General features: G+C 40.7%; 11 protein-coding genes. 6 read left to right on the forward strand and 5 right to left on the reverse strand.

Going from position 1 to position 11936, the window contains the following annotated elements:
- Positions 1–41 precede the first annotated feature (41 nt).
- Entirely contained in the window at positions 42–320 is a 279-nt protein-coding gene (gene hfq / locus BEGALDRAFT_RS08300; protein ID WP_040295413.1) for an RNA chaperone Hfq, read from the reverse strand.
- Between the two features lie 349 nt (positions 321–669).
- Here hfq and BEGALDRAFT_RS08305 point away from each other — a divergent pair, with 349 nt between their 5' ends.
- The 4 genes from BEGALDRAFT_RS08305 to BEGALDRAFT_RS08320 all read left to right on the forward strand — a co-directional run bounded on the left by BEGALDRAFT_RS08305 (position 670) and on the right by BEGALDRAFT_RS08320 (position 4352).
- The gene (locus BEGALDRAFT_RS08305; protein ID WP_002685621.1) at positions 670–1419 is read left to right on the forward strand and encodes a class I SAM-dependent methyltransferase; all 750 of its coding nucleotides are present in this window, start codon (positions 670–672) and stop codon (positions 1417–1419) included.
- A 121-nt stretch (positions 1420–1540) separates the two neighbouring features.
- On the forward strand, positions 1541–1840 hold the full coding sequence (yhbY, locus tag BEGALDRAFT_RS08310; RefSeq protein WP_002685623.1) for a ribosome assembly RNA-binding protein YhbY: 300 nt from the start codon (positions 1541–1543) through the stop codon (positions 1838–1840).
- Between the two features lie 25 nt (positions 1841–1865).
- Positions 1866–3188 carry a tRNA lysidine(34) synthetase TilS gene (gene tilS / locus BEGALDRAFT_RS08315; protein WP_002685625.1) on the forward strand — a complete coding sequence of 441 codons (1323 nt, stop codon included), beginning with the start codon at positions 1866–1868 and terminating at the stop codon, positions 3186–3188.
- Positions 3189–3266: 78 nt separating this feature from the next.
- Positions 3267–4352 carry a glycosyltransferase family protein gene (locus tag BEGALDRAFT_RS08320; RefSeq protein WP_040294919.1) on the forward strand — a complete coding sequence of 362 codons (1086 nt, stop codon included), beginning with the start codon at positions 3267–3269 and terminating at the stop codon, positions 4350–4352.
- Here BEGALDRAFT_RS08320 and BEGALDRAFT_RS08325 read toward each other — a convergent pair.
- Both BEGALDRAFT_RS08325 and BEGALDRAFT_RS08330 read right to left on the reverse strand, forming a co-directional pair.
- The gene (locus BEGALDRAFT_RS08325) at positions 4349–4720 is read right to left on the reverse strand and encodes a hypothetical protein (RefSeq protein WP_002685628.1); all 372 of its coding nucleotides are present in this window, start codon (positions 4718–4720) and stop codon (positions 4349–4351) included. The two genes, BEGALDRAFT_RS08320 and BEGALDRAFT_RS08325, sit on opposite strands and share 4 nt — an antisense overlap.
- Before the next feature lie 70 nt (positions 4721–4790).
- On the reverse strand, positions 4791–6050 hold the full coding sequence (locus tag BEGALDRAFT_RS08330) for a hypothetical protein (RefSeq protein ID WP_002685629.1): 1260 nt from the start codon (positions 6048–6050) through the stop codon (positions 4791–4793).
- A 326-nt stretch (positions 6051–6376) separates the two neighbouring features.
- On the opposite strand from BEGALDRAFT_RS08330, the gene BEGALDRAFT_RS08335 reads away from it, so the two are divergent.
- Positions 6377–8536, forward strand: coding sequence for an NB-ARC domain-containing protein (locus tag BEGALDRAFT_RS08335; RefSeq protein ID WP_002685630.1), 2160 nt, complete (start codon positions 6377–6379; stop codon positions 8534–8536).
- Between the two features lie 113 nt (positions 8537–8649).
- Entirely contained in the window at positions 8650–9615 is a 966-nt protein-coding gene (locus tag BEGALDRAFT_RS08340; RefSeq protein WP_002685631.1) for a complex I NDUFA9 subunit family protein, read from the forward strand.
- A 100-nt stretch (positions 9616–9715) separates the two neighbouring features.
- Here the strand turns inward: BEGALDRAFT_RS08340 and BEGALDRAFT_RS08345 are convergent, their stop codons facing one another.
- Entirely contained in the window at positions 9716–10582 is an 867-nt protein-coding gene (locus tag BEGALDRAFT_RS08345) for a type I restriction enzyme HsdR N-terminal domain-containing protein (RefSeq protein WP_002685632.1), read from the reverse strand.
- Between the two features lie 327 nt (positions 10583–10909).
- The gene (rpoH, locus tag BEGALDRAFT_RS08350; protein ID WP_002685633.1) at positions 10910–11782 is read right to left on the reverse strand and encodes an RNA polymerase sigma factor RpoH; all 873 of its coding nucleotides are present in this window, start codon (positions 11780–11782) and stop codon (positions 10910–10912) included.
- Positions 11783–11936 lie beyond the last annotated feature (154 nt).

Consider the following 11936-nt stretch of genomic DNA (forward strand, 5'->3'; position numbering starts at 1 on the left):
AATGATGCGGGTTGTTAGCGTGAGCAATAAACTGTGAATGTTTATCCGTGACTACCGTGACTTCCATGACCGCCACCATGACTACCATGTCCTGTATTATGCCCCGTATGTTTTTCATCTCCTGCTTGTTGCGGAGAAATGGTAGAGATAGCGTGCTTGTAAACGACTTGGCTTGCTGTATGAGAATCGTTATCGAGCACGATACAGTATCTATCATAGGTATTAATCCGCCCACTGAGTCGAATTCCATTGGTTAAATAAATAGATACCATCACTTTACCGTCGCATAAAGTTTTGAGTAAGCCATCTTGTAATTGCATGCTTTTGTCTGGGTTATTGTTTGTCATAGTTTAGCAATGTTCCTGTCACGTTTTTGCAAAATCACCGTTTTATAATACGCCTCGCATCTATGTTCTTTTTGGGCAGAACGTGATCCCTGTCTCTACGTTCTGTCCCTTTTCTACACGTGCATTGCGCGTATCTTGCTTTCAGCTGTTTTACTTGCCTTTCATTATATACATTGTCAAATGAATAATCAGTGACAGTGGTTTGTTTTCTCCATTCTTAAGATTAACTCACTTATTTGCAACTGATTAAAAAAATCGCAGGTTTTGCTACAAAATTGCGTACAATGGCATGTCTTTTTTTACGCCCATTTTTTGATGTCTTATGCTCACGATAGATGCTTTATTAGCGCGTTTTCCCAAACAACGCCCGCCCTTACCGATGGCTTATCAAACTATTTATCATCAACATTATAAAAGTAATCGTGATGGTGGTAGCCAAGCGAGTCGTTTTGCGCATCGTTTTGAACGTTGGATGCATCAGCAAATTGCTGAAGATTGTGCCAATACAAGAAAGTCTTATACAACGTTAGAAATCGGTGCAGGTACGTTGAATCATTTGCCGTATGAGCCTCAACAGCCTATTTATGATGTGGTTGAGCCTTATACCGCTTTATATGAAAACTCGCCACATCGTCAGCAAGTGCGGCATTTTTTCCGCGACATTATGACGGTTACAGAACGTTATCAACGGATTATATCAATTGCAACCTTTGAACATTTAGAGCATTTACCCTTAGTGATTGCCCAAAGTGGTTTATTATTAAATCCTGACGGTGTGTTACGGGTCGCTATTCCTGCCGAGGGAGGGATTTTGTGGCGTTTAGCGTGGCAAATCTCAACGGGGGTAGAATTTCGTTTAAAATATAAATTAGATTACGGCGTGTTAATGCGTCATGAACACATTAATACATGGCAAGAAATTCAAACGTTATTAACGCATTGTTTCACAAAAGTTGACCGTCGACTGTATGGAATTAGCCCGCAACTATCACTGTATCACGTTTATCTCTGCCAACACCCACATTTAGACCGTTGTCAAACAATACGACAAACCTATCGCCCTCAAAATTAACTGATTGTTTGGGGTAAAAATTGCATAAATTGAATTGCTCTATCGGTAGATAGACTTGTATTTTTTACATGAATCTTGAATACTTTTGCCCTTTTTGCTGTTTTTAGGAATATTAAACACAATGTCGTTAACCTCCCATCAAACCCGTTATTTACGCAGTATTGCCCACGCTTTAAAACCAGTCGTGATGGTTGGCAGTAAAGGTATTACTGACGCACTATTAGCTGAATTAGACAGCGCATTAGCTGCCCATGAACTGATTAAAGTTAGCATTGCCAGCGATGACCGCGAAGAACGGCGCGAAATAACGGATGCTCTAAGCAAAGCCAGTGGCGCGGAAATCGTGCAATTGATTGGACGAACCAGCGTTTTATATCGCCCTGCCCAACCTGCCCGCATCATTTTACCGAAAAAAGCTTAATCGCTTTACTGACGCTATTATCTTCATGCTTGACCCTGCTGATGACCCTTTCCTAACACGATTAGCAAGCCGTTTACAAACCCAGCGTGCAAAATCTTGTTGGTGGGTGGCTTACAGCGGGGGGCTAGACTCAACCGTATTGCTACACGCACTCGCTCGCCTGCGTCCTCACTTTCCTGATGTGACTTTACGCGCAATTCATATTCATCATGGATTACAAGCAGATGCAGATAGTTGGGCGAAACACTGCCAAGTCACTTGTTTAGCCTTAAAAATTCCCTGTACCGTCTCTTATGCACAAGTGCAAGTCCCCAAAGGCGAGAGTTTAGAAGCCTGCGCCCGTGAAGCTCGTTACCATCTTTTTAGCCAACACCTTCAAGCAAACGACCTTTTAATTATCGCGCAACATGCTGATGACCAAGCCGAAACTGTGCTTTTACAATTATTCCGTGGCGCGGGGACGACGGGCTTGGCAGCTATGGCGATGTTAAGCCCGTTTGCACAAGCAACGCTATTTCGCCCGCTACTCGATACACCCCGCGCAACCTTGCAAACATGGGCAAATCAACAACAACTACACTATATTAATGACCCATCAAATAACGATACCCGCTTTACTCGTAACTTCCTCCGCCATGAAATTATTCCCCGTTTGCAACAACGTTGGGCGAATATTAATCAAACCCTTTGTCGAGTCGCACAACATCAAGCAGAAGCAGACACGCTTTTACAAGAATTGGCACAAACTGATTTAAATAACTGCCAAACTAATCAAAAAAACCAATTAAATATTAATGCATTAACCTGTCTTTCCCCTGCTCGCCAACGTAACCTTTTACGCTATTGGCTACAACAACTACAGTTCACCCCACCCAGTACCGCACAATTAGCCCAAATCCTTGAAACCCTGCTCCCTGCCAAAATAGACGCGCAACCACTGGTACAGTGGCAAGGGGTAGAAATTCGTCGCTACCAAAATATCCTATACGCACTCCCTCCATTACCCATAAAACCAGCACACTATCAACAAACATGGTTGCCCCCCGCTTTCTTAACCCTACCTTTAGGATACTTACGAATTAAACCCGTTTTAGGACAAGGGATTAAACCAACGGATATATTTAAAGTTCAGTTACGCCAAGGGGGAGAAACTTGCCAATTACGTGGGTTACGCCGTGAGCTAAAAACACTATTACAAACAGCGCACATGCCCGCATGGTTACGCCCTTTTTTACCGCTAATTTATGTCAATGAAAAACTAGCATTTATTCCACATTTAGGCGTTTGTGATGGCTTTCAGGTTTCTGAGCAAGAAGAAGGCTGGATAATTGAATGGGTGATAGAATAAACATTTTAATTCGCGTTTTTCTCTCGCTAATTAATGGCAATCAGTCCTTATAAATTAGTTATAAATCAGTTGCTTACAATGTATTTTTCTCCACATCTTGCTTATTTTATTACGGGTCACGGTTACGGGCACGGGGTGCGTAGTTGCGCCATTATCAATGCATTACCATTAAGCACACAAATAACCATTATCAGCAGTTTACCGCGTGAATTTTTTCAACGAGAAATTTCGCGCCCCTTTCACTTAATTTCCCAAGCCATTGATTGCGGTTGTGTACAACAAGATACTGTTTATATTGATAAACAAGCAACGCTTGCGACTTATGCCCAGATTAATGCACAACGTGAGACACTTATCACTGAGTATGCGACTTTATTGCAAAAACTAGCCGTTACGCTGGTGATTGCCGATATTGCCCCGCTGGCTTTTCCTATCGCGCACCGCGCCAAAATTCCTGCTTTCGCCATCACTAATTTTAATTGGTGGGATATTTATCAACCATTTTTAACAGACTATCCACAGTATCAGCATTTATTACAACAAATTGCGACGGATTATGCTTTAGCCACTTGCGCCTTGTGCTTATCACCGAGTTTACCGATGCAGGTTTTTCCAACACGGCATGAAGTCGGGATATTATTCCGTCAAGGTGCGGTAAAACGTGCGGTGATTGCGCAACGTTTAGGACTAAATCCTGCAAAAAAGTGGGTTTTGGTATATATCGGCAATTATGGATTAGCGGGGGTTCAGTGGGAAAAGTTAGCGGCTTTTAACGAATTCGAATTTTTTGGAATAGAACCGTTAGAAAATGCGCCCGCAAATTATCATTTAATTCCAGCCGATAAAGTGGGGCTTGCTTATGCCGATTTTACCGCAAGCGCAGATGTCATTTTAGGTAAATTAGGTTATGGCTTAGTATCAGAATGTTTAGGCTTAGGCAAACCCGTTTTATTTTTAAAGCGGGAAGATTTTGCCGAGTATGACTGTTTAAAACAGCGATTGCTAAAAACACAGCAGGGAATAGAAATTACAGAAACACAATTGCGAGAGTTAGCGATTTTAGAAGCGTTGCAAACCTTGTGCGCCCGTGATTATTCGCCTGTTACACAAAATGCATTAGACGAAATTATTCAACTCATTAATCAAGCGCACAAAGTTATTTAAGCACTTAAAACAAATTCGCGTTCTAAGCGACGTAATTCTAAACGGGCAAGGGGTAAACTGCCTGTGTCACGGTGTAAAACGGTGTATAAAAAGATAGTCGGATGTTGTTGAAGTAAACGCATCACATGATACTGTTTATCTAAGGTAATCAACATATCTTCTAAGGGTAAAGATAAGCGTAATAATTCTTTAAGTTGTAATTCTGCTTTTACTACTTCCGTCATGCCTGCGGCGGCTAATTCCATATCGAAATCCGTTTGATTCACTGCCATTCCTAAACACATGCCCGATTCCATATCTACGATAGCAACACCAATAACCCCTTTTAATTGCATGAGTTGTTGAATAGATTCAGTAATAGTTGTCATATCAATTCCTTTTTCTATTTTCTATTAAATGTATCATCGACGGCGGTTGCCGTGTACTTGTAACAAATTGTTATAACACAAGTAGAGTAAAAGCTTTATCTGATAAGTAATAACCTTTTTTGTCGGCGGTAATAATTTTCAATCGAATAGCATGTTCACCTTTCGCCAATTGTTGAATATTGATAACGGCGGAAAAGCCAGAAAATTGATAAGCCGTATTTTGCAAATTACGAACAACATCCGCACGTTCTTTGCCATATAAAGCAAGGGTATCCATCTCATCAATACAAATTAAAACCCCGCCTGCCGCTTGTTTGGCAATGTCATCAACTGCCCATCCTTGCAGGGTTAATTGTGGCGTTTTGTCTTGGCTGATGCTAGCGTGTTTTGAGAGTAAGCGTTTACCATTGAACATTTCCAGTGAGTATAACGTATTGCCTGCACGGTATTTTAACGTGTTTAAGCGCATTAATATCCAATAGCCAACCCCAACAATGATAATCGTCCCTGTCACACCGCCCAATAAAGCCGCGTTTAATGAGCCAATCAGTTGAATCGCAGTAATTGTGCCAACGGTTGTGCCGACAATGGTAAACGTTAAATAGAGTAAAATCGTTGTCATCTCAGCCCGTTTTGCGTCTAATGCTTTTAATTTTAAACGTTTTTTAGCTTCTAAATAATGCGTTTTTAGCGTGTGACTGTTTAAATATTGCAAATAGGCTTCGGCTTGGTCGTATTGTTGCGCCCACGCCCAAACTTGGTCATCTTCATCCTGATGAATTAATAAACTATTTTCCTCACATTGAATACTTAACTTAGTAATAACAACTTGTCCCTCTTTAACAGTCAGATGTACTTGAATTGGTTGTTCTGGATTTTGTTGATATAACAATTTAGCGGTTGTTCTATCCGCTTTAACATATAAACCTTTATCCGCAGGGCTTAACCATTTTTCCCAGCTCACAGTAAGCGGAAAAGTGGCTTTTTGCGCGTCGTATTTTTCGCGTAATAACGTTGCTGTTCCTGCAAAATAGGGATTATGTTGCTCAATCCGTTGCCTAAATTCTTCCTCTGATTCAAAAACATCTTGAGTTAAATCAGGCAGACTTGTCGGTGATTTAGGCGTTGTTGCGGTGGGCTGAGAATTAGCTGAAGCGGGCGGGGTTGTGGTTTGCGCTTTCCAAGCCGTTTGAGCTTCTAATAATTGGGCTTTATAAGTGGCTTCGTCTTCAGGCGTTAAATTTAAATAAAAATTAAATTGCCAAGCACATTGTTGGCAAGCTGTCGCGGTTTCAGAATTTTCAAATTGACAAACAGGGCATTGCAACATTGATTAATTCAGGCATATGTTAGTTAAATGGGCATTCGTCTTAGCGGATAATAGACGATTTGTTAGATAATTCCTCTCTGTTATTTGTTAGTTTAACCCGAGTATGGCGAGATTTTTTAAAAAGACAAACATTTGTCTGAATCAGGATTTTCAGGATTAACCGAATTTAAACCCCTTAAACCAAGAAATTAATGTGAATCAGGATTTTTAATTCTGCTAATTCTGAAAATTCTGTGAATTCTGATTCAGACAAATATTTGTCTTTTTAAAAGAAATTTGCAAAACTCTAGGGTAGTTTAACGGTTAAAAGAATTGAGGATTTAATCATGCGGAAATTGTTGCATAAATCGCTATATAACTCTTTTTCAGAGTCTGAAGTTAAACACATTATTTTCCTATTAAATATCAAATTAGATAAGCAACCTGAAGGACTATCCGAATTAATTATTGCACTGCTTGAATATTGCGAAAATCACAAAAAAACGCATGAATTAGTTAATGAAATGATTGAAGCAAGACCGCATCTTGAAAAACTCTTATTAAATACAACAAATGTGTTGCTCATCTCTTCATTGCCCAACCCCCAAGCCAAAGACTTCTTTATTGGTCGTAAAAAAGAACTCGAACAATTACAAATTGCGTTAGATAATCAACAAAGTGTGAGCATTACTGCTGTTTTGGAAGGGATGGCAGGGGTGGGAAAATCCTATCTGGTTGACCATTTCGCCCTGAATTCTCCCCGTCAATATCGTTATGAAATTCTGGCATTAAATCCTTTAGGCGAAGAAACCCCAGAAAGTTTAATCGGGCAATTAGCAGAACGCTTGCAGGTGTTGCCTGACTATGCAGCAGTGCGTCATGCGCTGAAAGCGCAAAATGTACTATTACACATTGAAAACATTGATACAGAAACAATCGCTAAGGTTGCAATGCAGTTAGTCGCCCAATTACAAGGCTGTCGCTTAGTCTTAAGTGGACGGTTTAAAGACTTAGGGCGCGGTAAAACCTTTAAACAAATTCAATTAAAACCTTTCGGCGAAGCAGATGGCATTAAACAATTACAAGAAGAACTTGAATGGTTAAATGCTTCTCCATTACCCCACGAAACCCTTAAAAAACTAGTCACTGCCTTAGATGGTTTACCCCTAGCCATTCATTTATGCGCGGGATATTTAGCCAACCGCGAAGGCTACAAGACCGCAGAAGACTTTTTAAAAGAATTACATAACACGCAATTATGCCTAGAATCACAACTTCTCAGCGATGCCAGCAACCGCAACCGCCAACACTGCACCCTACATGCCGCCTTTTCCGTTTCCTTTCTTGCCTTTACCCATCAACACCCCGAACATAAAACAACCTTACCCGCCTTAGGTTTTTGCTACGCCCGCGATATCGGCTTTAGTCTTGCCCATGCCTTACTAAACTGCCCCGAAGAAACCGCAAAAACCCTGCTTTATCAAGCCAGCAAACTCGGCTTACTGATGGAAATCCGAGAAAAAGACAAGCCCCTACGCTGGCGAGTACATCCCTTAATAGCCCAATACCTCCGCACCCAAGCCACAGACTGCCAAGCCATAGAACAACGTTTAACAGACTGGTTTATGCAACGCCTGCCAAGATATGACACTGATGAAGGTTATCAAGCATGGCGTGAACTCAACCAAGAACAAGACGCACTCCGTACATGGTTAGAACGTGTCCTGCTAGAACAAGGACAAACTATAGAACGAGCAGGGTCATCGTATGCTGATTTAAATGGCTCATGGACAAGCTGGCGACAACTCTGTGAAAAACTCCTTGCCACGTCGCTCACTGATGAAGCCCGTAGCGATGTGCTATGGACAGCCTGCCGTTGCTCTGCCAATTTAGGCGATTTAGACCAGTCCTATCAATTTGCCGAACAAAAAGCCCAACTCGACCAACGATTAGGCAATGAGCGGGGATATGCAATAGCTCGTTGGCAAATCAGTGATATTTTACAACGTCGTGGAAAACTAGACGAAGCACTAGAAATTTTACAAACAGAAGTATTGCCTGCATTTAAACGTATCAATGATGAAAGGCATATTGCTGTCATGTATGGGTATATCGCCGACATACTGAAAGCGCGAGGCGAACTGGATGAGGCGTTGCGGATACGCCAAGAAGAAGAAATGCCTGTCTATGAACGCTTGGGCGATGTGCGGGCGCGGGCGGTGACGTTAGGAAAAATCGCCGACATCCTGCAAGCGCGAGGCGAACTGGATGAGGCGTTGCGGATACGCCAAGAAGAACAAATGCCTGTCTATGAACGCTTGGGCGATGTGCGGAGTTTATTAATTACTCAGGTACAAATAGCTATTTTATTCATGCAATTTAGCTCACCCCGCCGCACCGAAGCCAATCAATTACTTTGTCAGGCGTTGCAATCTGCGCAAAAAATGCGTATTCCTGAAGCGGGACAGATTGAGGCGATTTTGCAAGATTACAACATGGATTATTAGATAATCTACTCTGTTAGATAGCAATTTCTAAAGAATCGCGTCATCTTAAAAGCAAAAAATGTATAATGTGAATTTTTACCCGTATTCTTGATTTGACTACAAGGAAAACAGTTATGCGTAAAATTTGTATTGTGGGGGGCGCGGGATTTCTTGGTAAACATTTGACTACGCGCCTCGCAAATCAAGGTTGCCAAGTCAATGTTTTAACTCGGCAACGTGAGAAACATCGCGATTTATTAGTTTTACCCACTGTTAAAGTGATTTCGACCAATATTTTTGACCAAGCCGAATTAAATAAACAATTGGCTGGGGCTGATGCCGTCGTTAATTTAGTTGGTATTTTAAATGAAGTCGGTAATGATGGCAGTGGCTTTCGTAAAGCCCACGTAGAAGCGACTAAGAATTTATTAACCGCTTGTAAAACCAATAAAGTTGAAAAATTTTTATACGTCAGCGCGTTAAATGCAGACGCTAAAAAAGGGTCAAGCAATTATTTACGTAGTAAAGGCGAAGCAGAAGATTTAATCCTTGCTACAAAAGGGGTTAGCTCTACTATTTTCCGTCCTTCTGTGATTTTTGGGAATGGTGATTCTTTCTTTAATCGTTTTGCTAACCTGCTCAGTTTAGCCCCTGTTTTTCCTGTTCCTTGCCCTAACGCAAAATTCGCTCCTGTGTGGGTGAATGATGTTGTTGATGCATTGGTTAAAGTCATAGAAAACAAAAACGGTGAACATCATGGTCAACGTTATAATCTCTGTGGCCCTAAAGTTTATAGCTTATTGGAATTAGTGAATTATACCGCCCGCGAATTATTAGGCGTAAAGCGTTGGATTATTCCTTTAAGTGAAAGTCAATCTTTCTTGCAAGCCAAAATCTTCGAGCGGATTCCCGGTAAACCTTATTCTTTAGATAATTATTTATCTTCTCAAACAGATAGTATTTGTCCTAAAGAAGGTAATGATTTTGCAAAGTTAGGCATTACGCCGACAACGGTAGAGGCGGTTATGCCCCGTTATTTCAATAATCCTGACCATAGAGCAGCTTATAGCTTTTTCCGTCGTGATGTTGCAGGGCATTGATTAATGGTGTAATTAAAAAAAGGGGGAAGCGCGTATTATTGCGTGTTCCCCCTTTTTTTATGGGCAAACTTCTGCCAAATTGAGCGTGTTGTATTAATGCTTATCGATTGATAATTTGTTCTTCAATCGCGCGTTTAATTTCTGGCTCAGTGAGTTTGCATTGTGTTGACTTCATTAAAAATTCACACATTTGGCGCAGAACATCATCGGATAATAAGGCATTTAATAAATTTTCGCGCCGTAATGCGACAACTTTTTGACGTAAGCGTTCTAAAAAGGCTTGGTTTTCCATGCCATGCTTAGAAAACATATAGAAATATTGGGCTTCTTGTTTATCTAAGCCGTCTTGTAAATCTATGGTTAGAATTAAATCAGGGGTGACTTTATTCTCAATCAGGGTGACATGATACAGTTGCCAAACCCTTAAATTGGTTAATAATGCCCATTTTATCCCTGAGTAAAGCCCGTAAGCAGTTGCTTGTAGGATTTGTTTATCTTTTAGCTCTAAGCCGACGCGCTTCGCTTCTAAGACGAGGACGGGTTTACCTTGTACCGATAAGACATAATCCGCTTTTTTTCCCTGAATATCCTTTTCCATCAAAATATCGCTGATTTCATAGCCTAAAACATCTTGCAAAACGCGGTCTATGACTAATTTTGTCGTACTTTCGTTTTGGTTGCTTTGGGTAATATTTTGAATAAGCGGTTGTATCGCATTCATTTTTTCAGTAATTAAGGCAATTCGCTCTAATGCCTCTTTTTTCAACAGTTGGGTTTTTTGTTTTGCATTGGGCGTATTGCCTTCGCTACTGGCAAGTTCATCGGCAACATTCAGTTGTGGGGGTGGCGGGTCAAAAGTGAGTTCTGCCATAAATTCTTTACTGCAACGCGGGCATTTAACTGCTTTGTTAAACATGGCGAAATCAACTTGAAAAATGAATTTACACGTTGTGCAGGTTGTCCACATGGTTTAAACCCCATTGTTAATATAATAAAACGCTTATTATAAAAGTTGCACATCGAGAAACCTATTGTTTTTATAAAGAGGATTAGCGGTTTTTTTAGGGTAAATTCTATCGGCACAATGACCCATGCACTGATAGGCGTGTTACCTTCTTGCGCGGGAATAACATGGAGGACTGGCAGTCATCGGCATCGTTTTATAGTACGTTTACTATAACAATGTAAATGTAAACACTACAAAAAACATAAACTCCCGCAACATCAGCATAAACTTAACGCTTGCAGGAGTTTAAGAGTATAGATTTATATCAAGTAATAACAAATACTTGCATTAAGCATCAATCACAATATTCTTTTTTAGCTTCTTCATGGCTTCGCTTTCAATTTGGCGAATACGTTCTGCGGATACATTATATTTTGCGGCTAAATCATGCAATGTTGCCTTTTCATCACTCATCCAACGTTGCCAAATAATGTCTTTACTGCGTGCATCAAGGTGTTCAAAGGCGGTATGCAATTGTCCGTCGTTATGTTGTTCCCATTCGTTTTCTTCAATTAATACTGCTGGGTCGTAACGGGTATCTTCTAAATAAGCGGCTGGGGAAAGTACTTCATCATTGCTATCTTCTGACTCTTCAGGTGGGTCAAATGAGACATCGTTTAAACTCATGCGCTTTTCCATCTCTAGCACATCTTTGACACTCACGCCTAAATCACTAGCGACAGATTCAACTTCTTGATTTGACATCCAACCTAAGCGTTTTTTAGAACTGCGTAAGTTAAAGAATAATTTACGTTGTGCTTTTGTCGTTGCAACTTTGACAATGCGCCAATTACGCAAAATATACTCATGAATTTCTGCCCGAATCCAGTGAACGGCAAAGGAAACTAAGCGCACGCCTAACGTTGGATCGAAGCGTTTCACCGCTTTCATTAAGCCAATATTACCTTCTTGAATTAAATCTGCTTGGGGCAAGCCATAACCTCTGTAACCATTTGCAATGTGTAAGACAAAGCGTAAATTGGACAGAATTAAAACCCTTGCAGCCTCTAAATCACCCTCTTTGACTAAACGCTCGGCTAATTCCCGTTCTTCTTCCGCGCTTAACATAGGCACTGTTTTCACTGCACGTGCGTAGCGTTCAACATCGTGACTTAATACGGCTAATTGACTATCAATCGTTAAAGCAAGTGTATTTGACATAGTTAAGATACCTCCCACCTTTAATTTTAGCACTCTCTCTATTAGAGTGCTAACTTTGTTAGTTAGCATAGAGTGTGTTTAAAAAAAATCAAGCCCTATTCCAAATCACAGATGATAAGTTCTAAATGGTATAAAACATCTGATAAATGGCATA

The sequence above is a fragment of the Beggiatoa alba B18LD genome (assembly GCF_000245015.1).
Lineage (GTDB): Bacteria > Pseudomonadota > Gammaproteobacteria > Beggiatoales > Beggiatoaceae > Beggiatoa > Beggiatoa alba.

Bases quoted from the DNA above. Each gene is read 5' to 3' on its own strand.
- hfq (WP_040295413.1), bottom strand. From the start codon at position 320: ATGCAATTACAAGATGGCTTACTCAAAACTTTATGCGACGGTAAAGTG.
- BEGALDRAFT_RS08305 (WP_002685621.1), top strand. From the start codon at position 670: ATGCTCACGATAGATGCTTTATTAGCGCGTTTTCCCAAACAACGCCCG.
- yhbY (WP_002685623.1), top strand. From the start codon at position 1,541: ATGTCGTTAACCTCCCATCAAACCCGTTATTTACGCAGTATTGCCCAC.
- tilS (WP_002685625.1), top strand. From the start codon at position 1,866: ATGCTTGACCCTGCTGATGACCCTTTCCTAACACGATTAGCAAGCCGT.
- BEGALDRAFT_RS08320 (WP_040294919.1), top strand. From the start codon at position 3,267: ATGTATTTTTCTCCACATCTTGCTTATTTTATTACGGGTCACGGTTAC.
- BEGALDRAFT_RS08325 (WP_002685628.1), bottom strand. From the start codon at position 4,720: ATGACAACTATTACTGAATCTATTCAACAACTCATGCAATTAAAAGGG.
- BEGALDRAFT_RS08330 (WP_002685629.1), bottom strand. From the start codon at position 6,050: ATGTTGCAATGCCCTGTTTGTCAATTTGAAAATTCTGAAACCGCGACA.
- BEGALDRAFT_RS08335 (WP_002685630.1), top strand. From the start codon at position 6,377: ATGCGGAAATTGTTGCATAAATCGCTATATAACTCTTTTTCAGAGTCT.
- BEGALDRAFT_RS08340 (WP_002685631.1), top strand. From the start codon at position 8,650: ATGCGTAAAATTTGTATTGTGGGGGGCGCGGGATTTCTTGGTAAACAT.
- BEGALDRAFT_RS08345 (WP_002685632.1), bottom strand. From the start codon at position 10,582: ATGTGGACAACCTGCACAACGTGTAAATTCATTTTTCAAGTTGATTTC.
- rpoH (WP_002685633.1), bottom strand. From the start codon at position 11,782: ATGTCAAATACACTTGCTTTAACGATTGATAGTCAATTAGCCGTATTA.